At 65.4% G+C, this 23,833-nt stretch carries 20 protein-coding genes and 3 rRNA genes (1 of these 23 running past the window's edge); 5 read left to right on the top strand and 18 right to left on the bottom strand.

The window, feature by feature from the left end; all coding sequences use genetic code 11:
- Nucleotides 1-91: 91 nt before the first annotated feature.
- The 4 genes from cyoE to LMF57_RS01785 are packed head-to-tail and all read right to left on the bottom strand — an operon-like array spanning nucleotide 92 to nucleotide 3,500.
- Complete coding sequence (gene cyoE, locus LMF57_RS01800; protein ID WP_208082204.1) at nucleotides 92-985, bottom strand: heme o synthase; 894 nt, start codon at nucleotides 983-985, stop codon at nucleotides 92-94.
- 4 nt (nucleotides 986-989) lie between these two features.
- On the bottom strand, nucleotides 990-2,153 hold the full coding sequence (locus tag LMF57_RS01795; protein ID WP_025878285.1) for a COX15/CtaA family protein: 1,164 nt from the start codon (nucleotides 2,151-2,153) through the stop codon (nucleotides 990-992).
- A gap of 10 nt (nucleotides 2,154-2,163) precedes the next feature.
- On the bottom strand, nucleotides 2,164-2,733 hold the full coding sequence (locus tag LMF57_RS01790; RefSeq protein WP_117309346.1) for a hypothetical protein: 570 nt from the start codon (nucleotides 2,731-2,733) through the stop codon (nucleotides 2,164-2,166).
- A gap of 50 nt (nucleotides 2,734-2,783) precedes the next feature.
- Nucleotides 2,784-3,500: an SURF1 family protein gene (locus LMF57_RS01785; protein WP_025878288.1), complete on the bottom strand. Its 717-nt coding sequence runs from the start codon at nucleotides 3,498-3,500 to the stop codon at nucleotides 2,784-2,786.
- A gap of 57 nt (nucleotides 3,501-3,557) precedes the next feature.
- Between LMF57_RS01785 and LMF57_RS01780 the strand changes: the two genes are divergently transcribed.
- Nucleotides 3,558-3,776 (top strand): twin transmembrane helix small protein, encoded by a 219-nt coding sequence (locus tag LMF57_RS01780; RefSeq protein ID WP_010484233.1) that lies wholly within the window; start codon nucleotides 3,558-3,560, stop codon nucleotides 3,774-3,776.
- 53 nt (nucleotides 3,777-3,829) lie between these two features.
- Here LMF57_RS01780 and LMF57_RS01775 read toward each other — a convergent pair whose 3' ends face one another.
- The 6 genes from LMF57_RS01775 to LMF57_RS01750 all read right to left on the bottom strand — a co-directional run bounded on the left by LMF57_RS01775 (nucleotide 3,830) and on the right by LMF57_RS01750 (nucleotide 8,626).
- Nucleotides 3,830-4,705, bottom strand: a complete 876-nt coding sequence (locus LMF57_RS01775) for a cytochrome c oxidase subunit 3 (RefSeq protein ID WP_117309345.1) — start codon at nucleotides 4,703-4,705, stop codon at nucleotides 3,830-3,832.
- Nucleotides 4,706-4,719: 14 nt separating this feature from the next.
- Nucleotides 4,720-5,310, bottom strand: a complete 591-nt coding sequence (locus tag LMF57_RS01770) for a cytochrome c oxidase assembly protein (RefSeq protein WP_025878292.1) — start codon at nucleotides 5,308-5,310, stop codon at nucleotides 4,720-4,722.
- On the bottom strand, nucleotides 5,307-5,504 hold the full coding sequence (locus tag LMF57_RS01765) for a membrane protein (RefSeq protein ID WP_033830167.1): 198 nt from the start codon (nucleotides 5,502-5,504) through the stop codon (nucleotides 5,307-5,309). The genes LMF57_RS01770 and LMF57_RS01765 overlap by 4 nt, the downstream gene beginning before the upstream one ends.
- Nucleotides 5,505-5,512: 8 nt before the next feature.
- Nucleotides 5,513-7,120: a cytochrome c oxidase subunit I gene (gene ctaD / locus LMF57_RS01760; protein WP_025878294.1), complete on the bottom strand. Its 1,608-nt coding sequence runs from the start codon at nucleotides 7,118-7,120 to the stop codon at nucleotides 5,513-5,515.
- A 61-nt stretch (nucleotides 7,121-7,181) separates the two neighbouring features.
- Complete coding sequence (gene coxB, locus LMF57_RS01755; RefSeq protein WP_229290603.1) at nucleotides 7,182-8,099, bottom strand: cytochrome c oxidase subunit II; 918 nt, start codon at nucleotides 8,097-8,099, stop codon at nucleotides 7,182-7,184.
- 50 nt (nucleotides 8,100-8,149) lie between these two features.
- Nucleotides 8,150-8,626: a DUF2244 domain-containing protein gene (locus tag LMF57_RS01750; protein ID WP_025878297.1), complete on the bottom strand. Its 477-nt coding sequence runs from the start codon at nucleotides 8,624-8,626 to the stop codon at nucleotides 8,150-8,152.
- 273 nt (nucleotides 8,627-8,899) lie between these two features.
- On the opposite strand from LMF57_RS01750, the gene putA reads away from it, so the two are divergent.
- Nucleotides 8,900-12,118: a bifunctional proline dehydrogenase/L-glutamate gamma-semialdehyde dehydrogenase PutA gene (gene putA, locus LMF57_RS01745; RefSeq protein ID WP_208082205.1), complete on the top strand. Its 3,219-nt coding sequence runs from the start codon at nucleotides 8,900-8,902 to the stop codon at nucleotides 12,116-12,118.
- Between the two features lie 89 nt (nucleotides 12,119-12,207).
- Here the strand turns inward: putA and LMF57_RS01740 are convergent, their stop codons facing one another.
- The 3 genes from LMF57_RS01740 to LMF57_RS01730 all read right to left on the bottom strand — a co-directional run bounded on the left by LMF57_RS01740 (nucleotide 12,208) and on the right by LMF57_RS01730 (nucleotide 15,410).
- On the bottom strand, nucleotides 12,208-13,278 hold the full coding sequence (locus LMF57_RS01740; protein ID WP_229290601.1) for an AAA family ATPase: 1,071 nt from the start codon (nucleotides 13,276-13,278) through the stop codon (nucleotides 12,208-12,210).
- On the bottom strand, nucleotides 13,265-13,873 hold the full coding sequence (gene pnuC, locus LMF57_RS01735; RefSeq protein ID WP_229290600.1) for a nicotinamide riboside transporter PnuC: 609 nt from the start codon (nucleotides 13,871-13,873) through the stop codon (nucleotides 13,265-13,267). The genes LMF57_RS01740 and pnuC overlap by 14 nt, the downstream gene beginning before the upstream one ends.
- A 109-nt stretch (nucleotides 13,874-13,982) precedes the next feature.
- Nucleotides 13,983-15,410 (bottom strand): outer membrane protein transport protein, encoded by a 1,428-nt coding sequence (locus tag LMF57_RS01730; RefSeq protein WP_140226253.1) that lies wholly within the window; start codon nucleotides 15,408-15,410, stop codon nucleotides 13,983-13,985.
- Between the two features lie 226 nt (nucleotides 15,411-15,636).
- On the opposite strand from LMF57_RS01730, the gene LMF57_RS01725 reads away from it, so the two are divergent.
- Entirely contained in the window at nucleotides 15,637-16,329 is a 693-nt protein-coding gene (locus tag LMF57_RS01725; protein ID WP_229290598.1) for a rhomboid family intramembrane serine protease, read from the top strand.
- An 86-nt stretch (nucleotides 16,330-16,415) separates the two neighbouring features.
- Here LMF57_RS01725 and LMF57_RS01720 read toward each other — a convergent pair whose 3' ends face one another.
- Nucleotides 16,416-17,885, bottom strand: coding sequence for a S41 family peptidase (locus LMF57_RS01720; protein ID WP_229290597.1), 1,470 nt, complete (start codon nucleotides 17,883-17,885; stop codon nucleotides 16,416-16,418).
- 107 nt (nucleotides 17,886-17,992) lie between these two features.
- A complete protein-coding gene (locus tag LMF57_RS01715; protein WP_227416585.1) occupies nucleotides 17,993-19,222 on the bottom strand; it encodes a peptidoglycan DD-metalloendopeptidase family protein in 1,230 nt (409 codons plus the stop codon).
- Between the two features lie 169 nt (nucleotides 19,223-19,391).
- Here LMF57_RS01715 and LMF57_RS01710 point away from each other — a divergent pair, with 169 nt between their 5' ends.
- Both LMF57_RS01710 and LMF57_RS01705 read left to right on the top strand, forming a co-directional pair.
- Nucleotides 19,392-20,054, top strand: coding sequence for a hypothetical protein (locus tag LMF57_RS01710; RefSeq protein ID WP_117309338.1), 663 nt, complete (start codon nucleotides 19,392-19,394; stop codon nucleotides 20,052-20,054).
- A 77-nt stretch (nucleotides 20,055-20,131) separates the two neighbouring features.
- Nucleotides 20,132-21,847 (top strand): M28 family metallopeptidase, encoded by a 1,716-nt coding sequence (locus LMF57_RS01705; RefSeq protein WP_229290595.1) that lies wholly within the window; start codon nucleotides 20,132-20,134, stop codon nucleotides 21,845-21,847.
- A 215-nt stretch (nucleotides 21,848-22,062) separates the two neighbouring features.
- Here the strand turns inward: LMF57_RS01705 and rrf (LMF57_RS01700) are convergent.
- The 3 genes from rrf (LMF57_RS01700) to LMF57_RS01690 all read right to left on the bottom strand — a co-directional run.
- A 5S ribosomal RNA gene (rrf, locus tag LMF57_RS01700) occupies nucleotides 22,063-22,177 on the bottom strand.
- Between the two features lie 132 nt (nucleotides 22,178-22,309).
- Nucleotides 22,310-22,424: ribosomal RNA gene (rrf, locus tag LMF57_RS01695) — 5S ribosomal RNA — on the bottom strand.
- 169 nt (nucleotides 22,425-22,593) lie between these two features.
- Nucleotides 22,594-23,833, bottom strand: a 23S ribosomal RNA gene (locus LMF57_RS01690) (it continues 1,640 nt past the right edge of the window).

Here is a 23,833-nt window from a genome sequence, read left to right as displayed (position 1 = left end):
GACGATCAACCCTCAGCCGAGCATGGGTTCGGCTCTACAGTAGATCCACGCCATCCGTGAATGAACGCCGCTGCCCGATGAATTCAGCCCATCACAACCAAGGCAGGATCCAGTGGTCCACCAGCAGGAAGGCGAACAGCGCCATCAGGTAGACGATGGAGTAACTGAACATCTTCATCGAGAACAGCTCGTCCGGCGGGTTGAGCATGCGCCAGGCGTACCAGAGGAACACCGCGTTGAGCACGACCGCCCCGCCCAGGTAGAACGCTCCGCTCATGCCAACCAGGTACGGCAGCAGGCAGACCAGCGCCAGCACCACCGAGTACGCCATGATCTGCTTGCGGGTGTGCACCACGCCATGGGTGACCGGCAGCATCGGGATTTCCGCCTTGGCGTAATCCTCGCGACGGAAGATCGCCAGCGCCCAGAAGTGCGGCGGCGTCCAGATGAAGATGATCAGCACCAGCAGCGACGAGTACGCCCAGTCCGACTGCCCCTGCATGCCGGTCACCGCCGCCCACCCCAGCATCGGCGGCATCGCACCGGCCAGACCACCGATGACGATGTTCTGCGAGGTCGCACGTTTCAGGTAGACGGTGTAGATCACCGCATAACCGATCAGCGAGGCGAAGGTCAGCACCGCGGTGATCCAGTTCACCCACAGCACCAGGATCGCCATCGACAGCACGATCAGCACGCCGGCGAACACCAGCACCTGCCACGGCTTGACCTTGCCCACCACCAGCGGACGCCACGAGGTGCGCGCCATCTGCGCGTCGATGTGCGCATCCAGCAGCTGGTTGATGGCTGCAGCGGCGGACGCGGCAAGCCAGATGCCGAGGAAGCCGAGCAGGCCGGCACGCACCTGCTCCCAGCTAGGCACGCCGGGAATGGCCAGGACCATGCCGACCAGGGCGGTGAAGACGATAAGGGCGACGACCTTGGGCTTGGTCAAGTCCCAGTACTGGCGATAGTTGGAAAACATGGGATCAGTCCGGGGCACGCAGGCGGGCCAGCAGGCTGACCAATACAAACAACAGGGCAACGGCAACGCCGTTGTGCGCCACTGCCACTTCCAGCGGCAGCGCCAGCTTCACGTTGAGGATGCCGAGGGTGACCTGCAGCACCAGCAGCGCGACCAAGGCCGAAGCCCAGCCGCGCATGCTCGGCAGCCGGAACAGGCGCAGGCCCAGCCACAGCAGGTAAACGGCAACGACGATGGCAAACAGGCGATGGGCCATCTGGATGGCGATGCGCGAGGCACCGTCGAGCACGCCGCCTTCGTAGTCCACACCGATACCGCGCCACAGGGTGAAGCCCTCGGCGAAGTTGTGCTGCGGCCACCACTGGTTGGCGCAGCGCGGGAAGTTGTCCAGCGAGGCGCTGCCGCCGCCGCACGCCAGCGCCGCGTAGTTGGCGCTGACCCAGCCACCGAGCGCGATCTGGGTGACCAGCACCGCCACGCCAATGCGCAGCAGCCACTTCAGCTTCGGCGCCTCGGCCAGGGTGATCGGCATGTGCGTGGCACGCCAGGCCATCCACACCAGCAGGCCGAACATCAGCATGCCGCCCAGCAGATGCCCCATCACCACGATCGGCTTGAGCAGCAGGGTCACCGTCCACATGCCCAGCAGGGCCTGGAAGATCACCACCGCCAATGTCAGCAGCGCAGCGCGCGCCAGGTCGATGTTGCTCCAGCGCAGCGCCGCGATCAGCAGGATGGCCTCGCCGACCAGCGCCAGTGCGCTGGCGGTTCCATGCCAGCCCATCATGTACAGCGGTATGCCCGCGGCCACCAGCACGCAGGCGGTGACTACCGCCGTGCTTCCGAAACGCCGCTTGCGCGTGGCCAGCAGGGCCAGGGTCAGGATCTCGATGCCGAGCGCGCCAGCCAGGAAGCGGTGCACCTGCTCACGCCAGGCCTTGTGTGTTTCCAGCGGACGGATCTCCGCTGCCGGGTGGCCGATGGTCTCTTCCACGTGCTGCGGCCAGGTTGCCTGCCCATAGCAGGTCGGCCAGTCCGGGCAGCTCAGGCCGGCATCGGACAGGCGCACGAAGGCACCGAACATGATCGTGCTCGCGGTCATGATCATGGCGAACCACGCCAGGCGGTGGAAATTGCGGTGCAGCGCCGGACGCGCGGAAAGGCTCATCAAACGGGACTCACTTCAGTTTCAGCAACGTGGCCATGTCCTTGCGCAGGCCGCCGAGATCGCTCCCGGGGGCATGACGCATGATCACGAAGCCGTTCGGATCGATCACGTAGACCGGCAGACCCGCCGGATCATCGACGCCAGGCAGCGCCGCGCGCAGGGCTGGCGCCGGGGCCAGCGGCCGCAGCGCGGGCAGCGAGGCGATCGACGCCGGTGGCGTTCCCAGCCACAGGATCTCGACATTATCGGCGTTATGGCCGAACAGCTGCCACACCTTGCCCAGTCCCTGCGACAAAGTGACGCACTGCGCGTCGCAGGCTCCGGCCGGGGCCACCAGCAGGCGCCATGTGCGCGCCTCGGGGTTCCAGGGGTAGGCCGCGCCATTGGCCAGCGTCGGCGGTTGCTGGCGCAGATCCACCGGCGGCTTCAGCAATTGCCCTGCATTGCGGTGCGCGGTTGGCTGCCAGCCGGAGAAACGCAGGAGGGCGGCCAGCGCCATCGCCCCGAAGAAAACGGCGAACAGCAGCACCAGGGTCCGGCGGCCGTTGCCGCGCGCCTGCGGGGAGGTAGCAGTGTTCATGCAGGGCATTTTCTCATGGTTGGGAAAGGGATGCCGGCCAGCGGCCGGCACTATCGGGCAACGGGCCGCCTTCTGCGCCATTCCAGCACCAGCGCCACCACCAGCACGGTCAGCGCCAGCCCGAACCACTGCACGGCGTAACCCAGGTGGCGCTGCGGCGGCAGCGTGTTCGGCAGCAGGTCGAGATCGCGCTCATCGCCGAACGGCAGCGCCGGGTCCAGCCGCAGCACGCGTTCGGGCAACGATGGCAGGCCCAGTGCCGCAGCCAGGCCATCGGCCGGAAGGCGACTGGCCAGCCAGCGCCCTGCAACATCGGTGGTAGTGAACGCCGGCCCCAGCGCCAGCCCGGACGAAGGGGGCGGCGCCAACAGGCCTCGCACGGCCACCGGCGACGGCGGTGCCGGCACCACCGGCAACCTGCGGTCCGGCGGCAGCGCGCGCCAGCCAAGGTCCACCAGCAACACGCTGCCCGCATCGCTGCGGAACGGACGATAGATCTTCACTCCGGCGCGGCCGTGGCGGGTCTGGTTGTCCAGCAGCACCACGCCCGGCAGGAAGCGACCGTGATCGGCCACGCCGTGCAGCGCGCCCTGGGCCGCCAGCGCCTGCGCCAACGGCAGCGCCTGCGCCACGGCCGGGCCCTGTGCATCCAGCAACGCCTGCTTGGCCTGCATCCGCTGCAGCTGCCACAGCCCCAGCGCGGTGAATCCGGCCATCGCCAGCAACGCCATCAGCCAGCCGATCAGGCGCGTGTGCTGGCGCATCATGACAAGTCCGCGCAAACGCGGTCAGATAGGCACATCCACCCTGCCCTCGAGCCGCGCATGAGTGATTCGCTGAAGACCCTGCTGGTAATCGCGTTTCTGATCGTCATCGTCTGGAATCTGGGCGCCGGCCTGTATTACCTGCTGGTGGACCGCGGCCAGACCAAGCGCACGGTCAATGCACTGACCCGCCGCATCGGAGTGTCGGTGGCGTTGATCGTACTGGTGATCGTCAGCATCTACATGGGCTGGATCAAACCGCACGGCATCGGCGGCTGACGCCCCATCAGACCAGGCAGCGCCGGCGGCTGACGCTGCCGACGCCTGCGCGGTCAAAGCACGTAGACGAACAGGAACAGCATCAGCCACACCACGTCGACGAAGTGCCAGTACCACGCGGCCGCTTCAAAGCCGAAATGGTTGTCGCGGCTGAAGTGTCCCTTCGCCGACCGCAGCCACATCACGATCAGCATGATCGTTCCCAGCAGCACGTGTGCGCCGTGGAAGCCGGTCAGCATGAAGAAGGTCGAACCGTAGATGCCCGAGCCGAGCGTCAGGTTCAATTCCTTGTAGGCGTGGATGTACTCCTCGGCCTGCAGGGTCAGGAAGCCCAGGCCGAGCAGCACGGTCAGGCCCAGCCAGATCAACAGCTGGCGGCGGTTGCCCGCCTTCAGCGCATGGTGGGCGATGGTCAGGGTCACGCCCGAGGTCAGCAGGATCAGCGTATTGATCAGCGGCAGGCCCCAGGCCGGGATCGTCTGGAACGCGCCACCGATCGCTGCCGGGCCATTGGTCGGCCAGCCGGCCGAGTAGCCCTGCCACAGCAGCTCGTTGGTCATCACCCCGCGCCCTTCGCCGCTCAACCACGACAGGCCGAGGTGGCGGGTGTAGAACAGGGCACCGAAGAAGGCACCGAAGAACATCACTTCGGAGAAGATGAACCAGACCATCCCCATCCGGAACGAACCATCCACCTGCCGGTTGTAGTTGCCGGCCTGCGACTCGCGCACCACATCGCTGAACCACCAGAACAGGGTCAGCACCAACATCGCCACGCCGATGTAGAAGGTCCAGCGGCCCCAGCTGGCGTCATTGAGCCAACTGGCCACGCCGACCATGGTCACCATCATCGCAATGGAACCGACGAACGGCCACTTGCTCTGGGCCGGGACGAAGTACACGTTGGCGTCGGTAGGTGTCTGGGCCATGGTCGGTATCCGGGTCAGGGAGCAGCGTGGGCGCCTTCCGACGTGGCGGCGGGCGCCAGCCGATCGGACAACGCATCGTTGCGGTAGAAGGTGTAGGACAAGGTGATCGTGCGGATTTCCGGCGGCAGGTCCGGATCGACGATGAAGCGCACCGGCATGTCACGCTTCTCGCCGGCCTGCAGGGTCTGCGCGGTGAAGCAGAAGCATTCGGTCTTGCTGAAGAACCCGGACGCGCGTGCCGGCGCCACCGACGGCACCGCGCTGCCGACCACGGCCTGCTGGCTGTCATTACGGGCGAAGTACAGCGCCTCGTTGAGCTCGCCAGGCACCACATCCATGGTCAGCTGCTCGGGATGGAACGACCACGGCAGCCGCGAATTGACGCCACCATCGAATTCCACCCGTACGGTGCGCTTGCCGGTGGCAGCACCGGTACTGGCTTCGCTGCCCGGGCCACGTTCCAGGCGCACGCCGAATACCTTCTCGCAGGCGATGCGATACAGCGGTACCAGCGAGAACGTCAGCAGGAATACCACCACCGCAACGCCGATCAGGCGCGGCAGGCCGGCGCTGCGTGACGGAGCGGTGGCCGGTGTTTCGCTCATCGACCGATCACGCCGCTGAGGATGAAGCCGACGTACACCAGCACGGCGATCGCGCCCACCCACAACGCGGTGCGCTTGGCGCGCTGGCGCTGCTCCGCATAAAGCGGCGCGGTGCCCGGCCGCTGGCCTGCCGATGCGCTTGCGGCCACGCGTGGCTCGGCTCTGGCCGGGGTGATCGGGCTCTCGTTATGCATGCACCACCTCAATGACCGATATCGTCGTGGGCCAGGTCACCCGGGCGGATGGTCGGCGGCGTGGTGAAGGTGTGCGCCGGTGCCGGCGACGGCAGCGTCCACTCCAGACCGCGCGCGCCTTCCCAGGAGCGGGCCTCGGCCTTCTCGCCGTTGCGCAGCGAGGACAGCAGGATCGCAGCCATCATGAACGGCGTGGCGAACATGCCGAACGCACCGATCGAGCTGATCAGGTTCCAGTCGGCGAACGCCACCGAGTAATCGGGGATGCGGCGCGGCATGCCGGCCAGGCCCAGGAAATGCTGCGGGAAGAACAGCAGGTTGACGAACACGATCGACCACCAGAAGTGCACCTTGGCCCACTTCTCGCTGTACATGCGCCCGGTCCACTTCGGCCACCAGTAGTACACCGCCGCGATCAGCGCGAACACCGCGCCGGTCACCAGCACGTAGTGGAAGTGGGCGACCACGAAGTAGGTGTCGTGATACTGGAAGTCGGCGGCCACGATCGCCAGCATCAGGCCGGAGAACCCACCGATGGTGAACAGGATGACGAACGCCACCGACCACAGCATGGGGGCTTCGAACGTGAGCGAGCCGCGCCACATCGTGCTGACCCAGTTGAACACCTTCACCCCGGTCGGGATCGAGATCAGCATGGTGGCGAACATGAAGTAGATCTCACCGCCCAGCGGCATGCCCACGGTGAACATGTGGTGGGCCCAGACGATGAACGACAGGAACGCGATCGCCGCAGTGGCATAGACCATCGCCTGGTAGCCGAACAGCGGCTTGCGGCTGAAGGTCGGAATGATCTCGCTGACCACGCCGAAGGCGGGCAGGATCATGATGTAGACCTCGGGATGGCCGAAGAACCAGAAGATGTGCTGGAACATCACCGGGTCACCACCACCGGCCGCATTGAAGAAGCTGGTGCCGAAGAACTTGTCGGTCAGCAGCATCGTCACCGCACCGGCCAGCACCGGCATCACCGCGATCAGCAGGAACGCGGTGATCAGCCAGGCCCAGCAGAAGATCGGCATCTTCAGCAGGTCGATGCCGGGCGCGCGCATGTTCAGCACCGTGGCGATGATGTTGATCGCGCCCATGATCGAACTGATGCCGGCCACGTGGATGGCAAACACGGTGAACGCCACGTTGTAGCCGCCCTGCAGCGACAACGGCGGGTACAGCGTCCAGCCACCGGCCGGCGCGCCACCGGGCAGCAGGAAGGTCAGCAGCAGCAGGCTGAAGGCCACCGGCAACAACCAGAACGACCAGTTGTTCATGCGCGGCAGCGCCATGTCCGGCGCACCGATCTGCAGTGGGATCATCCAGTTGGCCAGGCCGACGAAGGCCGGCATCACCCCGCCGAAGATCATCACCAGCGCGTGCACGGTGGTCAGCTGGTTGAAGATTTCCGGACGGATGTACTGGATGCCGGGCTGGGCCAGTTCCAGCCGGATCAGCACGCTCATGAACGCGCCGATGACGAACATGATGAAGCTGAAACCCAGGTACAGCGTGCCGATGTCCTTGTGGTTGGTCGAGAAGAACCAACGCTCGAAGAAGCTCTGCGGGTGATGGTGATCGTCGTGCCCAACTGCCGAGTGCGCCATTGCAAAACACCTCTCAGGATCGGTTGTCGCCGCAGCCGCAATACGGCCGCGGGCAGTTACATCAGGCTCCGCTGGCCGCCGCCGCAGGCGTGTTGCCGGCCTCGGCGGCTGCCGGTGCCGCCGGCTGCGCCGGCGTTTCACTGGCAGGTGCGGTGGGTTCGGCGGGCGCGGCAGGGGCTGCCGGTGCAGGCGCCGGTTTGCGCTGCGCCAGCCACTGCTTGAATTCTTCCTTGGACACCGCCTCGACCACGATCGGCATGAAGCCATGGTCCTTGCCGCACAGCTCCGCGCACTGGCCGCGGTAGACACCGGGCTGCTCGATGCTGGTCCAGGCTTCGTTGATGAAGCCGGGAATGGCGTCCTGTTTCCAGCCCAGCGCCGGCACCCACCAGGCGTGGATCACATCGTCGGAGGTGATGACGAACCGCACCTTGGTGTCCACCGGCAGCACCAGCCGGTTGTCGACATCCAGCAGGTAGTGCGGATGGCTCTCGCGGGTCGGTACCTTGCCACTCTGCCGCATGCGGTCGGACTCGCGGTCCAGGCGGCTGGTGAAGGTCACGTTCTCGCCCAGGTACTCGTACTTCCACATCCACTGGTAGCCGGTGACCTTGACCGTCATCTCGGCATCGCGGGTGTCGTACATCTTGATCAGGTTGGCCGTGGCCGGCCACGCCATCACCACCAGGATGATCACCGGGATCACCGTCCAGATGACTTCGGCCTTGGTGTTGTGGCTGAAGGTGGCAGCGACCGCGCCCTTGGACTTGCGGAACTTGAACATCGCGTAGGCCATCGCGCCGAACACGATCACGCCGATCACCGTACAGACGATCAGCGAAAGGTTGTTCGATTCCCAGGCCAGGCGCGAGGTCTGGGTCACCCCCTTGCCCATGTTCAGCTGCCACGGCTTTGGATCGGCCGCCTGGGCCAGCACCGTCCCCGTCATCGACAGCAGGGCCCCCATCGCGGCGGCCATTGCAACGCACTTCGTGCCCCACCCTCTGCTTTGCTTCATTGCCTAGACCCTTAGCGTCGTCGGTTGCCGCCATCGCTGGCGGCGAGCAAATCTTCAAGCGTTTCAACAAGCGTTTGACGTTCGGCCGGCGCGAGGAAACTCCCCACCTCCACCTGCCGGCCGCTGGATGCCAGCCGGACCCTCTGGTCGTCGGTGAGCAGGCGCACCCAGTGCGGATGAGCCCGGAACACCGGCGATCCACCGGGCACGGGGATGACCTCCACGCACGCCGGCACTACCCGGATTTCCTCCTGCCGTTCACCACTGCGCCACAACGCGCGCAACGCAGCTGCCAGCAACAGGCTGTACAGCAGCGCGAACAGGGGGGCGAATGCATTGCCGGCCACCCACCCGAAGGCGGACACCAGCCACATCACTCCCGACAACACAGCAAACAACAGGACGAACTGCCGGGCATCGAGCGCCCGTGGGGGACGCAGTCGCAGCTGCGTACCTGACCCATCCGGAGCTGTAAGCACCTCGATCATGTCGCAACCGCGTTCCTGCCGCGGGAAACGTCTCGATGGTAGCCCTGCCCTCTCGCCGGTAGCAAGGGTGCATTCACACTTTTTCCGATGCTGCAATACAGCATGGGCCCAGCGGCACGAATGACGAATTCGGCACAAAACGGCCCAACTTTGCTGAACACGCTGAATCCACCACCGCTAGGGGCTATCAGCATTCATGAAGGTGGCTGCGCGGGCCTTCCTGAAGTCGAAAAAATGATTAAAATCGCCAAGTTTTCCACTGGCCGGACCGGCATGAACGCACCCTCCTCTCCCCTTGCCGCCAGCGACGCCCCGCGTCCCTCGGCGCTGCTGTCGCCGGAACTGCCGGCGTCCCCCAACCCCTTCCGCCAGGCCATCACCGATGCCTGGCTGAAGGACGAGGCCAGCCATGTGCGCGAACTGCTGGAGCAGGCACGCCTGCCGGCCGACGAGCAGGCCAAGGTGCAGGCGCTGGCCGCCGACCTGGTCGCCCGGGTGCGTGTGCGCGCCAAGGACCAGGGCGCGATCGAAGCCTTCATGCGCCAGTACGACCTGGGCAGCGAGGAAGGCGTGCTGCTGATGTGCGTGGCCGAAGCGCTGCTGCGCATTCCGGACCAGGAGACCGCCGACAAGCTGATCCGCGACAAGCTGGCCGATGCCGACTGGGAAAAACACCTGGGCGGCAGCGACTCGGTGCTGGTCAACGCCTCCACCTGGGGCCTGATGCTGACCGGCAAGCTGGTGCAGATGAACGACGCCACCCGCGCCGATGCGCCCAGCGCGTTCAAGCGCCTGGTCGGCCGCGTCGGTGAGCCGGTGGTACGCCTGGCCGTGCGCCAGGCAATGAAGATCATGGGCCACCAGTTCGTCATGGGCCGCACCATCGGCGAAGCGCTGGCACGCTCGCACAAGGGCGACAGCGCCAGCTACCGCTACTCGTTCGACATGCTCGGCGAAGGCGCGCTGACCATGAAGGACGCCCTGCGTTACCTGGAAGACTACCGTCGTGCGATCCACGCCATCGGTGGTGACCACAAGTCGCGTGGTGGCCGCGCCGATGGCGACGTCAACAACGCCCCGGGCATCTCGATCAAGCTGTCGGCGCTGTACCCGCGCTACGAGCACGCCAAGCGCGCGCGCGTGCTGAAGGACCTGGTGCCCGGCGTGCTGGAACTGGCGCAGCTGGCCAAGAGCTACGGCATCGGCTGCACCGTCGACGCCGAAGAGTCCGATCGCCTGGAACTGTCGCTGGACATCATCGAGCAGGTGTTCGGCGATGCCTCGCTGGCCGGTTGGGATGGCTTCGGCGTGGTCGTGCAGGCTTACCAGAAGCGTACGCCGTACACGATCGATCACCTGGCCGACATGGCGCGTCGCGCCGGTCGTCGCCTGCAGGTGCGCCTGGTCAAGGGCGCCTATTGGGACGCCGAGATCAAGCGCGCGCAGATCGAAGGCTATGCCGGCTACCCGGTGTTCACCCGCAAGCAGAACACCGACGTGTCCTACCTGGCGTGTGCCAAGCGTCTGTTTACCCATGCCGACGCGATCTACCCGATGTTCGCCACGCACAACGCGCACACCATCGCCGCAGTGCGCAGCATCGCCAACGGTGGCGTCTACGAGCACCAGAAGCTGCACGGCATGGGCGATGACCTGTACGCCGAAGTAGTGCCTGCCGATCGCCTTGGCCTGCCTTGCCGCGTGTACGCGCCGGTCGGCTCGCATGAAGACCTGCTGCCGTACCTGGTGCGTCGCCTGCTGGAAAACGGCGCCAACTCCAGCTTCGTCAACCGCATCACCGACGAGCGCGTGCCGATCGCCGACCTGGTCCGCGATCCGGTCGAGATGGTGTCCTCGTTCGAATCGATTCCGCATCCCAAGATCCCGCTGCCGGTTGACCTGCTGCGCAGCCAGAACCACGACAGGAAGAATTCCATGGGCGCCAACCTCGCCAACGACAACGAACTGCGCGCCTTGGCCGAGCAGCTCAACGCTGCAGTGAAGCCTTGGCAGGCCGCACCGCTGGTGCCGGGCGCGAACCCGACCGGTGCCTCGCTGCCGGTGACCAACCCGGCCGACACCCGTGAAGTGGTCGGCCAGTGGCAGGCCGCCGATGCCGCCACCGTGCAGAAGGCGCTGGCCAATGCCGTGGCCGCACAGCCGGCCTGGAACCGCACCCCGGCCGCCAGCCGCGCCGCCATCCTCGAGCACGCCGCCGACCAGCTGGAAGCGCGCATGCCCGAATTCATGGCGCTGTGCGTGAAGGAAGCCGGCAAGAGCCTGCCCGACGGCATCGCCGAAGTACGCGAAGCGGTGGACTTCCTGCGCTACTACGCCAAGCAGGCGCGCGAGCAGTTCAGCCACGCCGAGAAGCTGCCCAGCCCGACCGGTGAATCCAACGAACTGCAGCTGCATGGCCGCGGCGTGTTCGTCTGCATCAGCCCGTGGAACTTCCCGCTGGCGATCTTCCTGGGCCAGGTGGCTGCCGCACTGGCCGCCGGCAACAGCGTCATCGCCAAGCCGGCCGAGCAGACCAACCTGATCGGCTACTACGCAGTGAAGCTGCTGCACGATGCCGGCGTGCCGGCTGACGTGGTGCAGTACCTGCCGGGCGATGGCGCCACCGTCGGCGCCACGCTGACCGCCGACCCGCGCGTGGCCGGCGTGGCCTTCACCGGCTCCACCGACACCGCCCGTGCGATCAACCGCGCGATGGCTGCACGCGATGCCGCCATCGGCGTGCTGATCGCCGAGACCGGCGGCCAGAACGCCTTCATCGCCGACTCCTCGGCACTGCCGGAACAACTGGTCAAGGACGCCATCGGTTCGGCCTTCACCTCGGCCGGCCAGCGCTGCTCGGCCGCGCGCGTGCTGTTCGTGCAGGACGACATCGCCGACAAGGTGATGACCATGCTGGCCGGTGCGATGAAGGAACTGAAGGTCGGCAACCCCGGCCTGCTGTCCACCGACGTCGGCCCGGTGATCGACGCCGATGCACTGAAGACCCTGCAGGAACACGCCGCGCGCATGGACCGCGAAGCGCGCCTGATCGCTGCGGCCGAACTGTCCGCCGAAGCGGCCAACGGCACCTTCTTCGCACCGCGTGCGTACGAACTGAAGGACCTGGGCCAGCTGCAGAAGGAAATCTTCGGGCCGGTCCTGCACGTGATCCGCTGGAAGGGCGACCAGCTCGACGCGGTGATCGACCAGATCAACGCCACCGGCTATGGCCTGACCCTGGGCGTGCATTCGCGCATCGACGAAACCGTCGACCGCATCAGCAACGGCGTCCACGTCGGCAACGTCTACGTCAACCGCAACCAGATCGGTGCGGTGGTCGGCGTGCAGCCGTTCGGCGGCCAGGGACTGTCCGGCACCGGCCCCAAGGCCGGCGGCCCACACTACCTGCTGCGCTTCGCCACCGAAAAGACGGTGACGGTGAACACCACCGCTGCCGGCGGCAATGCCTCGCTGCTGACCCTGGGCGACTGATCCCAGGCGTCATGCAGTAAACGAAAAACCCCGCATAAGCGGGGTTTTTTCATGGCGGGGCGAACGCGAAGCTGCCAGCCCCTGGCAGCTCATTCCGCCACCACACTGAAGCGGTTGTCCGCACGCCTCACCAATTCCTCCAGCACCCGCGCGATACGCATCTCCAGGTCGCCTTCCAGCAGCACATACGCCATTCCTCGCGCCTGCAACTGCTGCAGATACCACGCGTGTTGGCGCATGCGGAATTCCTCGCCCACACGCGTCCCATCCTGCTCGAACGGGATATCCGGGGCGCACAGGAACAGCAGGTCGTACGCACGCGCCGCGGCCCGCTGCAGTGCTTCGGGCGCCGTGCCGAACATCCAGCCGCTGTAGCCCAGCGTCACCAACGGCGTGGTATCGCAGAACAACCAGCGATGCGCATGCTGCGCGGCCTGGTGCTCGTGCTGCAGCTGGGTCGCAGCGATACGCAGCAGATCCTGCGCCTGCAGCTCGCCGCACTGCTGATCCCACAACGTACGCCCGAACTCCGGCACCCATGCCGTGCCCAGGCGTTCGGCCAGCACCCGCGCCAGCGTGCTCTTGCCCGTGGACTCACCGCCGATGAAGGCCACCCGCTGCACATGGTCGGCATAGACCGACCGGCTCAGGCCCTGCCGATGCGCATGCGGATCGTCGCGCAGTTCGGTACCACTGGCCTGACCGATGTCGGTCGAACGCTCCAGCCGATGGTGCTGCACCGGCGCATTGAAGTGCTGCGCCAAGGCTGCAGCGAAACCATCGCCGTAGTCTTCGCCGGTGAAAACAGCCTGCACCGGTCCGCCAAACAATGCCACGCACAGCCATGCGGTGAACGCGCGTTGCACCTGCTCACTGTCCTTGTCCTGCGGCAGCGCACGTACGGGAATACCCAGTTGCCTGCACAACGCCGCCAGCCGCGCATCATCCAGCACTGCCACCGTCGCCTGCGGGAAGCGCGCGCGCAGCCAGCGCTCGCGACGCGCCGCGCTGTAGCCGGCAAAGCCCGGCTGCGACCAGCCGATCACCAGCAGCTGGGTGCAGCGGGAAGAAGCAAATTCGATCAGGCGCTCGTGCCCGAGGTGCAACGGGCAGAACTTGCCGACCACCAACCCGCGCGATACCCGCTCAGGCAACGCCATCGGCCGCCCTGCCCGTATCCGCTTCGGCGCGCATCAGGTGCCGCCAGTGACGCAGCGCCACCAGCGCGTTGATCCAGAAACCGACATACAGGATCGAGGTCAGGTGCAGCCCGCGGCTGTAGTACAGCGGCACCGCGATGGTGTTGACCAGCAGCCACACCCACCACGATTCCAGCTTGCGCCGCATCATCAGGATCTGTGCGATCACGCTCAGCACCAGCACCGCCGAGTCGATGTAGGGCGCATACGCATTGGTCAGCCGGGTCAGCATCCAGCCGTAACAGAAGGTCGCCAGCACCGCCAACGGCAGCAGCCAGCTCCACGCGCGTGCTGGCAAGCGGGTGATGGGCAACGGCGCGCCATGGTCACCACGCAGCCACTGCCACCAGCCGAACACGCTGATGACCACGAAGAAGAACTGCAGGACCATGTCCGCGTACAGGTGCGAGCCCTCGAACACCGCGGCGAACAACGCGCAGCCGACGATGCCCAGCCACCACGTATGCACGTTGTTGCGGCCGGCCAGCAGGATCGAGCCGGCAACGGCGATGTTGGCAGCCAGCTCCAGCTGGAAGTTCGGGTCGGACAGGTTCATCGCGCTATTGTCGCGTAGATCCGCGCCATGCGTGGATGCAGATCCCCGGAAAAAAGAAAGCCCCGCTTGCGCGGGGCCTCCTTCGTACTGCTTCAGGCAATCGTCGGAATCAGAACTTGTACTGCATCGACGCAGCCAGCACGTCGCCGCTGACCTTGTACTTGCCGGTCACGGTGTTGGCCGTGGCCGAGGTCGAGCTGATATTCGGATCCTTGGTGAACAGGTGGGTGTAGCCCACGCTGTATTCCATCTTGTCCGAAGCGGCGTAGGTCATGCCCAGCGACAGCCACTTGCGGGTGGTGTCCGGCACGCGCACGTCCCGGTGGGCGTCGGTGGTCGGGGTCTGGTCATAGGCCAGGCCGCCACGCAGGGTCAGCTTGTCGTTCACGCGGTAATCGGTACCGATCGACGCGAAGGTGGTGTCGCGGTAGTGGAACGGCAGCACGCTGTCGGGCTGGTTGGAGTCATAGTCGACGCGCACTTCATCGAACTTGCTCCACGCCGTGCGGGTGACTTCGGCCATGATCTGCCACTGGTCGTTCACGCGGTGGGTGAAGCCAACAGTCGCACTGGCCGGCAGGGTGATGGTCGCCCGGCCATTGCTGTCGACGAAGGTGCCCGGAGCGGCCTGGCGCAGGAACGCCTCCGCAGTCGGCGTCATGGTGAAATCAGCCTTGCCGTCGGTGATCTTGTGCTCGACTTCCGAGCGGTAGCTGAAGGCGATGTTGGTGCCTTCCACCGGGGTGACGGTCATACCCAGGGTGTAGCCGACGGACACCTCGTCACCCTTGATGCGCAGGTAGCCATCAGCGGTGCCGGGCGAGAAGCCGAGCTGGGCGGCCTGCCGGGCAGCGGCCTGCGAAGCGGCAGCAGCCTGGGCCTGGGTGCCACCGGCCGCCAGCACGCGCGCAGCAGCGGTGCGCTGGGCGCTGGCGTTGATGGCGGTACCGCCGTCGACGGCACTGGTCAGGTCGACATTCAGGCGCTCGGCGAACACCGACGCACCGAACGACAGGTACGGATTGACGTCATAGGAGAACGCAGCACCCAGGTCGATGGCCTGCAGCTCGGTCTTGACGCCGTTGTAGCGGCCGACCCAGTCACGGTCGTATTCGGTCTTGAAGCCGAACGGCACGGTCAGCGACACGCCGAAATGCATGTTGTCGTTTTCGCCGAACGGGACGTGGAAGTAGGCTGCCGGAACCGGGGCAATCATGCCGGCGTCGCCGCCGTTGCCGCCGGAAATCGGCGCGCCGTTGCCGTAACGGCCTTCGCCGCGGAACTTGGCGCCGAAGCTGATGGCGCTGACATCGCCCTGCACCACGGTGCCGTCGAGCAGGCGCATGGAGGCCGGGTTGGTGGCGATGACCGAGGCGTCGCCTTCGGTCGAGGTGGAACCAGCGAAGGCGCGGCCCAGGCCCTTGGCACTGTTTTCCTTCAGCTGGAAGGCGGCGGCATTGGCGTCGGCGGCGGCCAGCGCACCGGCAACGCCGACGGCCAGCAGGGTCAGGCGGGCAATGGTGGAAGCAGTTTGCATCGTAGTTCTCTCTCCGGTAAGCGGTGATGGTGCTCTGAGTGCGCCTGCGCCCGTCAGGCCGGATGGCCTTTCGAAGCGCGCCGGATTCCCCTCCCGACATACGACGCCGTATGCGAGTATTACCCAGAGCCGTTAATGAAACAATAACAGCGCTGGCGCTTTCTTCGTCGCAAAAGCTGAACAGGCTCCCTCCCCGCCAAAAGCGCCCGCACGCTAGGCTAGTGCCATGTTTGTCTCCCTCCCCTCGCGCAAGAAGGCGACCCTGCGCTGGGCTACACCCGTGCTGTTTGCGGCACTGTGGCTGGCATTCCTGTGGTCGATCTCGCGCCCGAACGATGCCCGCGGAAGCCTGTGGCTGGACTGGGGCGCCCTGTCCACCGGCCTGACCCACCCGCTGGACTGGTGGGCAACGCTGCAGGACGGCAGCGTGCTGCGCCTGTTCACCGCCCTGTTCCTGCACGCCGACTGGTCGCACCTGCTGGGCAACCTGGTGTTCCTGCTGATCTTCGGCCTGCCGGCCGACCGGGTGCTGGGCCCGTGGCGGTTGCTGCTGCTGTTCCTGGTGGGCGGGGCGATCTCCAACCTGGTCGCCATCTACACCATGGGCAGCCCGGACCAGATCATCATCGGCGCCAGCGGTGCGGTGTCGGCGCTGATCGGTGCCTATCTCGCGCTGTTCCCCGGCGCGCGCCTGGGCGTGGTGATCCCGCTGGGGCTGTTCCTGGAGTTCGTGCGCGCCCCGGCCTATCTTCTGATCGGTGTGTGGGCGGCGCTGCAGGTGGTGTTCGCCTACATCGGCCCGACCTTCGGCATGGTCGCCTGGTGGGCGCACATCGGCGGCTTCGTGTTCGGCGTGGTGTACGGCATGTACGTGCGCGCGGCGATCGCACGGCGATTGCGCAAGCGGCACGGGTTCTAGCGTCCGCTTGGTGCATTCTGCGAAACGCCCGAGCCATGCTCGGGCGGTGTCCGCTCATCAGTCGAGCATGGCTCGACGCTACGCAATCAAGGCTTGGCCGGGATCTCTGCGGGCTTGGCTTCGGGCTTGGCTTCCGGCTTCGCTTCCAGCTTTGCTTCAGCCTTGGGCTCCGCCTTCGGTGCAGGCTTGGCGGAGGCCTTTGCTGCCCTGTCCGCTTCGGCCTTCGCAGCTTCTGCCTTCAAGCGCGCCGCAACCGAACCCGGGTTCTTCAGTTCGGCCAGTGCATCGTTGATCGGGCCATCGCCCGGCAACACGGCGCCTGCGTGGTAGCCCTCGGTGCCTTCCTCATCACCGCGCAGGTGGCCCGGCAGCGTCGCTTCACTGTAGTCACTCAGGCTGGCCGGCAATGCTTCGTCTTCCGGACGCGGCGCTGCCTTCAGTTCCACTTCCGGCACGATCCCGGTGGCCTGGATCGATTTACCGCTGGGCGTGTAGTAGCGCGCCGTGGTCAGCTTCACCGAATCACCGTTGTCCAGCGGCAGCACGGTCTGCACCGAGCCCTTGCCGAAGGTGCGGCTGCCGATCACGCGCGCGCGCTTGTTGTCGCGCAGTGCGCCGGCCAGCACTTCCGATGCACTGGCCGAACCGGCATCGACCAGCACCACCACCGGCGCGCCCTTCAGCAGGTCGCCCGGGGTCGCGTCGAAGCGTGCATCGCTGATGCTGATGCGGCCGCGGGTGCTGACGATGTTGCCCTTGTCGAGCAGGTCATCGGCCACCTGCACGGCAGCGGTCAGCAGACCACCCGGATTGCTGCGCAGATCCAGCACCAGCCCCTTGAGGTTGCCGCCGGACTGCTTCTGCAGCTGCTGAAGGTGCTTCTGGAAATCAGAGCCGGTGTCGGCCTGGAACGTGCTCAGGCGGATGTAGCCATAACCCGGTTCCAGCAGGCGGCTGCGCACGCTGGTCACGCGGATCGTCTGCCGGGTCAGGCTGACGTCGAAGGGCTTGGGCTTGCCGTCGCGGACGATGGTCAGCACCACCTTGCTGCCGGCCGGGCCACGCAGCGGTTCGCTGGCATCGATCGCGCTGATCGGCTTGCCATCGATGGCGATGATCAGGTCGCCGGCGAGGATGCCGGCCTTGGCCGCCGGCGTGTCGTCGATCGGCGAGATCACCTTCATGCTGGCGTTGTCCGGCTGCTGCTGCAGCTCCACGCCGATGCCTTCATAGGCGCCATTGGCCTGTTCGTCGAACGCCTCGGCATCTTCCTTGTTGAAGTAGGTGCTGTGCGGATCGAGGTCGAGCAGCAGGCCGCGCACAGCCGACTGCATCAGCTTGTTGTCATCGACCGGATCGACGTAGGCCGCGCGCACCGCGTTGTAGACGGCCACGAAGCGCCGGATGTCGTCCAGCGGCACCTTCGAGGTCACCGCCTCCTCGCTGCTCGCCGCCTTCCCGGGAGTTTCCTGCAACGGGACGGGGGCGGTCTGCTGTGCCCAGGACAGGGCCGGCAACAGAGCCAGCAAGAGGGTGGCGGTACGGGCTGCGCGCATGGATCACTCCTGTCGACGATGGCATCGTGCCCAAGGCACATGCACCGATTATGCGCGAAGCGTGGCTAAATTCCCGTTGAATCCGCCCTGCTGCGGCCAGGCGGAATTCAGCGCCGCTGCAGCCAGCTGTCCGGATTGACCGGTTGCCCGCCGCGGCGCAGCTCGAAGTACAGCGCCGTCACGCCCTGGCCACCGGAGTTGCCGACCTTGGCCACCGCATCGCCACGGCTGACCCGCGCACCGGCATCCTTCAGCAGGGTGTCGTTGTGCGCGTACAGGCTCATGTAGCCGTTGCCATGGTCGACGATCAGGATCATGCCGTAGCCGGTCATCCAATCGGAGAACACCACGGTACCGTCGGCCACGGCGGTGACGGTGCTTCCGGCGGGGGCGCCGATCAACACGCCACTGCTGGTACGGCCATCCGGCAGCTTGCCGCCATAGCGGGCCAGCAGATTGCCCGACAGCGGCCAGCCCAGGCCACCCACCTTCGGCGCTGGTGCCGAGGCCACGGCCGGCGGAATCTTGGTTGCCGGTGCCGGGCGGCCTTCGGCCTTGGCCTGGCGTGCGGCCTTTTCGGCAGCGGCCTTCTCCGCAGCGGCCTTGCGGGCGGCGGCACGGCGCTCGGCCTCGGCACGGGCCGCGGCAGCGCGCAGGTTGGCCAGCAGGGTTTCCAGCGCCTTGGCGTCCTGGCCCAGTGCCTGTTCCTTCTCGCGCTTGTCCTTGAAGCGCTCTTCCAGCGAAGCGACGGTCTGCGCACGCTCGCGACGGTCCGATGCGAGCGTGGCGACCTGCTGCTTCTGCTCGCGGTGAGTGCCCTGCAACTGCTGTTGGCGCTGGGCGATCTGTGCCTGCAGCGTCTCCAGTTCCTTGAGGTCGGCCGTCAGCGTGGTGATGCGCTGCGCGCGCTCGCGCTGCAGGTAGCGGTGATAGGCCAGCGCACGGTTGGCATCGGCCACCGTGTCCTGCGAAAGCAGCAGCTTCAACGGCGCGTGGTTGCCAAGCTGGTAGGCCGCGCGCAGCAGTCCGGCCAGTTCGCGATTCTGCTTTTCCAGGTTGGACTGCAGTGCATTGCGCCGTTGTTCGGCCTGGGCCAGCGCTTGGGTCTGCTCGCGCAGCGCCGATTCGGTCTGGGCCAGCGCACGGCCACTGCGTGCCACCTTTTCATCGGCCTCGCGCAGCTGCTGCGACGCCTGTCCGCGCTGGCCCTCGATCTGCCGGCGCTCCTGCGCCACGCCCTTCAGTTCGGTGCGCAGCTTCTGCAGCTTGCGTTCGGCCTCGCGGGCCGAAGAGGTCTGCGCCGCACCCGGCAATGGCAGCGCCAGGGCCAGCGCCATTCCCAGCAACAGGCAACGTCCACCGCGCAGGGTGGCGATGTGATGCCGGCGTGAGGGGAAGACGTTGTTGCGCAAGGGCTTTCCAGTGACTTCAGGCAGATGCGGAGACGTGCAGGGAATGGTGACATCTCCGCACGCGGCCTGCCAGCCGCACAACAACGAGGTTCCCATGAAAGCTCTCTCCATTCCGCTGCTGTTGGGCATTGCGCTGGCCAGTGGCCCGGCCTGGGCCCAGGCAGACGTGAGCAAGGTCAACGGCAGCATCAGCGCCGATCCGGGCCAGCGCTACGGCAAGCTGGACACCGTCAATGGTGGCATCCGTGTCGGCGAAGGCGTGGAAACCGGCAGCATCGATACCGTCAACGGCGGCGTCAAGGTCGCCGCTCGTGCGCGCACGGGCAGCATCGAGACCGTCAACGGCGGCATCCGCCTGGGGCGCGAAGTGACTGCCCACGGCGATGTCAGCACGGTCAACGGCAGCATCTTCAGCGACCAGGGCAGCCAGATCGAAGGCGGCGTGGAAACCGTCAACGGTGGCATCGGCCTGGTCGGCAGCCGCGTGCGCAAGGACGTGGAGACCGTCAACGGCGACATCACCGTCGGCATCGGCTCACAGGTCGGCGGTGGCGTGCATGTGCGCAAGCCGAACTTCAGTGTCTCGCTGACGGCCAGTCGCAAGCCGCGGGTCATCATCGGGCCGAATGCCGTGGTCAACGGCAGCCTGCTGTTCGAGCGCGAGGTGGTGCTGTACGTCCACCGCAGTGCGCGCATCGGCCCGGTCACCGGCGCCGATCCGATCCCCTTCGATACCGATACCGCCCCGGCCGACTGAGCCTGCGGCTTGGGCGATACTCCCGCTACCGGTCGCGCGTGCTGCGTGGCCGTCCCTTGTGTTTCCAGGAACCGATGATGCCCCGCAAACTCCTCCTGTGCCTGGCCGCCGCGGCCGCGCTCAGCGCCTGCAAAGGCGAAGACACCCCGGCTCCGGCGCCCAGCGTCGACAGCGCCGCCAAGCCGGCCACGCACACCTTCTCAGCGGCGATCAACGCCGCCGACTTCGCCGAGATGGTGAAGACCCTGGCCTCTGACGAGTTCGAAGGCCGCTCGCCCGGCAGCAAGGGCGAAGAACTGACGGTCAACTACATCCGAGACCAGATGCAGCGCATCGGCCTGCAGCCCGGCAACGGCGACAGCTGGTTCCAGGACGTGCCGATGACCGAGACCACGGCCGATGAATCGACCGTGCTCACCCTCACCCAGGGCGGCAAGACCCGCGAACTGAAGTTCGGTACCGACATGGTGGTGGGCACCCGTACCGGCCAGACAGAAGTGAAGGTCGATGCCAGCGACCTCGTCTTCGTCGGCTACGGCGTGGATGCGCCGGAGCAGAAGTGGAACGATTACGCCGGCCAGGACTGGAAGGGCAAGACGGTGGTCATGTTCGTCAACGACCCGGGCTTCCATGTCGATGACGAAAAGCTGTTCGACGGCAAGCGCATGACCTACTACGGCCGCTGGACCTACAAGTTCGAGGAAGCTGCGCGCAAGGGAGCTGCTGCCGCGCTGATCGTGCATGACACCGCGGGCGCGTCGTACGGCTGGGACGTGGTGAAGAACTCCTGGGCCGGCCCGCAGTACGACCTGCCGGCCAAGGACGATGCCGAACCGCGCCTGCCGGTACAGGGCTGGTTGAGCGCCGAGGCGGCCAAGGCCCTGTTCGCCGGTGCCGGGCTGGATCTGGACCAGGCCTACAAGGATGCCAGCAAGCGCGGCTTCAAGCCGGTACCGCTGAAGGCAACCGCTTCGGTGGACCTGAAGAGCAAGGTCGCGCAGAAGCAGTCGCGCAACGTGGTGGGCGTACTGCCTGGCAGCAAGCGCGCCGATGAGGCCGTGCTGTACATGGCGCACTGGGACCACCTCGGCAAGCACGAAGGCGAACAGGGCGACAACATCTACAACGGTGCCGTCGACAACGCGACCGGCGTGGCCGGCATTCTTGAGGTGGCCGAAGCAATGGCCCATCAGGAACCGAAGCCGGAACGTTCGGTGGTGTTCCTGGCGGTGACCCTGGAAGAATCCGGCCTGCTGGGTTCGAAGTATTACGTCGCCCACCCGACCTTCCCGCTGGACAAGATCGCCGGTGTCATCAACATCGACGCGATGTCGGTGGCCGGTCGTGCCAAGGACGTGACGGTGACCGGCTTCGGCAGTTCCGAGCTGGAAGACATCCTCAAGCCGCTGGCTGCAGCCCAGGATCGCACCCTGCACGGCGAGACCTCGGTGCAGAGCGGCTTCTACTTCCGTTCGGATCACTTCAACTTCGCCAAGGCGGGTGTGCCGGCGCTGTATGCCGACGGCGGGGAAGACCTGCGCGACGGCGGCGTCGAGGCTGGCCGCAAGGCGGCCGCCGACTACGGTTCCAACCGTTACCACGGCCCGAAGGATGAGTATGACCCGGCCACCTGGAAGCTGGATGGCACGGTCGAGGACCTGCAGCTGATGTATGGCGTCGGCAAGGAACTGGCCGGCGGCGATCGTTGGCCCAACTGGTACGAAGGCAATCCGTTCAAGGCTGCCCGCGACACGATGATGAAGGCCAAGGCACCGGCCGCTGCGGCGAAGTAAGTCCCCCAGCCGTTGAGTTCCAAAGAAAGCGGCGCCCTTGGGCGCCGCTTTTTTGTGCGTGAGTGCTGGGACCCGGTAGTGCCGGCCGCTGGCCGGTTGGCACGTGCAGCCGCGTGATGTTCATGAGGTTGCCGGCCAGCGGCCGGCACTACCTTCAGTTTCTCGCGCGCAAAGAAAAACCCCGCTGCGTGAGCAGCGGGGTTTTTGGATGTAAACCCTGGCGATGACCTACTCTCGCATGGCTTAGGCCACACTACCATCGGCGCAGCTACGTTTCACTTCCGAGTTCGGGATGGGATCGGGTGGTTCCATAGCGCTGATTTCACCAGGGAGACGGTTGCAGCAGCGCTTGCAGCGCCAGCTCACGTACTTGCCCTTGGGGCGGAAGGAACTCAAAAAAGCAGAGCCTTCACTTAATAGAAAAAACCCCGCTGCATAAGCAGCGGGGTTTTTGGGTATAAACCCTGGCGATGACCTACTCTCGCATGGCTTAGGCCACACTACCATCGGCGCAGCTACGTTTCACTTCCGAGTTCGGGATGGGATCGGGTGGTTCCATAGCGCTAATTTCACCAGGGAGGCGGTTGGAGTGTCGCCTGGGCGTCGTGTCCTTGCAGGGGGCGGGCATGGTGATGCCTGCGTTGCAAAGAGACGCGCCTGAGCGCCTGCCTCTCGTTTGGTCTTGTGACGTAGCGTGCACTTGGATCTATCGACATGTCATGTCGGCCAAGGCAACTTGAGGTTATATGGTCAAGCCTCTCGGATCATTAGTATCAGTTAGCTCAATACATTGCTGTACTTACACACCTGACCTATCAACCACGTAGTCTACATGGTTCCTTCAGGGGGCTTGTGCCCCGGGAGATCTCATCTTGAGGCGCGCTTCCCGCTTAGATGCTTTCAGCGGTTATCGCTTCCGAACATAGCTACCCGGCAATGCCACTGGCGTGACAACCGGAACACCAGAGGTTCGTCCACTCCGGTCCTCTCGTACTAGGAGCAGCCCCTCTCAAATCTCCAACGCCCATGGCAGATAGGGACCGAACTGTCTCACGACGTTCTGAACCCAGCTCGCGTACCACTTTAAATGGCGAACAGCCATACCCTTGGGACCGACTACAGCCCCAGGATGTGATGAGCCGACATCGAGGTGCCAAACACCGCCGTCGATATGAACTCTTGGGCGGTATCAGCCTGTTATCCCCGGAGTACCTTTTATCCGTTGAGCGATGGCCCTTCCATACAGAACCACCGGATCACTAAGTCCTAGTTTCCTACCTGCTTGATCCGTCGATCTTGCAGTCAAGCACGCTTATGCCTTTGCACACAGTGCGCGATGTCCGACCGCGCTGAGCGTACCTTCGAGCTCCTCCGTTACTCTTTAGGAGGAGACCGCCCCAGTCAAACTACCCACCATACACGGTCCCCGACCCAGATAATGGGCCCAGGTTAGAACGTCAAGCACGACAGGGTGGTATTTCAAGGATGGCTCCACCACAGCTAGCGCCATGGTTTCATAGCCTCCCACCTATCCTACACAGACGAACTCAACGTTCAGTGTAAAGCTATAGTAAAGGTTCACGGGGTCTTTCCGTCTTGCCACGGGAACGCTGCATCTTCACAGCGATTTCAATTTCACTGAGTCTCGGGTGGAGACAGCGCCGCTGTCGTTACGCCATTCGTGCAGGTCGGAACTTACCCGACAAGGAATTTCGCTACCTTAGGACCGTTATAGTTACGGCCGCCGTTTACTGGGGCTTCGATCAAGAGCTTCGCCTTGCGGCTGACCCCATCAATTAACCTTCCAGCACCGGGCAGGCGTCACACCCTATACGTCCACTTTCGTGTTTGCAGAGTGCTGTGTTTTTGATAAACAGTCGCAGCGGCCTGGTTACTGCGACCCTCTTCAGCTATAGCTCGCACGAGCCACCAAAAAGGGTGCACCTTCTCCCGAAGTTACGGTGCCATGTTGCCTAGTTCCTTCAC

The organism is Stenotrophomonas sp. SI-NJAU-1, assembly GCF_020883215.1.
In the GTDB taxonomy this organism is placed as follows: Bacteria; Pseudomonadota; Gammaproteobacteria; order Xanthomonadales; family Xanthomonadaceae; genus Stenotrophomonas; species Stenotrophomonas indicatrix.
The sequence above is the reverse complement of the archived record's forward strand: the minus strand, read 5'-3'. Positions and strand labels throughout refer to the sequence as shown.

Excerpts from the sequence above, each read along its gene's own strand:
- LMF57_RS01710 (WP_117309338.1), top strand. The coding sequence starts at position 19,392 with ATGAAAGCTCTCTCCATTCCGCTGCTGTTGGGCATTGCGCTGGCCAGT.
- LMF57_RS01715 (WP_227416585.1), bottom strand. The coding sequence starts at position 19,222 with ATGGCGCTGGCCCTGGCGCTGCCATTGCCGGGTGCGGCGCAGACCTCT.
- LMF57_RS01790 (WP_117309346.1), bottom strand. The coding sequence starts at position 2,733 with ATGAACACTGCTACCTCCCCGCAGGCGCGCGGCAACGGCCGCCGGACC.
- LMF57_RS01775 (WP_117309345.1), bottom strand. The coding sequence starts at position 4,705 with ATGGCCCAGACACCTACCGACGCCAACGTGTACTTCGTCCCGGCCCAG.
- cyoE (WP_208082204.1), bottom strand. The coding sequence starts at position 985 with ATGTTTTCCAACTATCGCCAGTACTGGGACTTGACCAAGCCCAAGGTC.
- ctaD (WP_025878294.1), bottom strand. The coding sequence starts at position 7,120 with ATGGCGCACTCGGCAGTTGGGCACGACGATCACCATCACCCGCAGAGC.
- LMF57_RS01740 (WP_229290601.1), bottom strand. The coding sequence starts at position 13,278 with ATGGCGTTGCCTGAGCGGGTATCGCGCGGGTTGGTGGTCGGCAAGTTC.
- LMF57_RS01750 (WP_025878297.1), bottom strand. The coding sequence starts at position 8,626 with ATGATCGAGGTGCTTACAGCTCCGGATGGGTCAGGTACGCAGCTGCGA.
- pnuC (WP_229290600.1), bottom strand. The coding sequence starts at position 13,873 with ATGAACCTGTCCGACCCGAACTTCCAGCTGGAGCTGGCTGCCAACATC.
- LMF57_RS01770 (WP_025878292.1), bottom strand. The coding sequence starts at position 5,310 with ATGAGCGAAACACCGGCCACCGCTCCGTCACGCAGCGCCGGCCTGCCG.
- LMF57_RS01725 (WP_229290598.1), top strand. The coding sequence starts at position 15,637 with ATGTTTGTCTCCCTCCCCTCGCGCAAGAAGGCGACCCTGCGCTGGGCT.
- LMF57_RS01795 (WP_025878285.1), bottom strand. The coding sequence starts at position 2,153 with ATGAGCCTTTCCGCGCGTCCGGCGCTGCACCGCAATTTCCACCGCCTG.
- LMF57_RS01705 (WP_229290595.1), top strand. The coding sequence starts at position 20,132 with ATGCCCCGCAAACTCCTCCTGTGCCTGGCCGCCGCGGCCGCGCTCAGC.
- LMF57_RS01730 (WP_140226253.1), bottom strand. The coding sequence starts at position 15,410 with ATGCAAACTGCTTCCACCATTGCCCGCCTGACCCTGCTGGCCGTCGGC.
- LMF57_RS01765 (WP_033830167.1), bottom strand. The coding sequence starts at position 5,504 with ATGCATAACGAGAGCCCGATCACCCCGGCCAGAGCCGAGCCACGCGTG.
- coxB (WP_229290603.1), bottom strand. The coding sequence starts at position 8,099 with ATGGCCGCCGCGATGGGGGCCCTGCTGTCGATGACGGGGACGGTGCTG.
- LMF57_RS01720 (WP_229290597.1), bottom strand. The coding sequence starts at position 17,885 with ATGCGCGCAGCCCGTACCGCCACCCTCTTGCTGGCTCTGTTGCCGGCC.
- LMF57_RS01785 (WP_025878288.1), bottom strand. The coding sequence starts at position 3,500 with ATGATGCGCCAGCACACGCGCCTGATCGGCTGGCTGATGGCGTTGCTG.
- putA (WP_208082205.1), top strand. The coding sequence starts at position 8,900 with ATGAACGCACCCTCCTCTCCCCTTGCCGCCAGCGACGCCCCGCGTCCC.
- LMF57_RS01780 (WP_010484233.1), top strand. The coding sequence starts at position 3,558 with ATGAGTGATTCGCTGAAGACCCTGCTGGTAATCGCGTTTCTGATCGTC.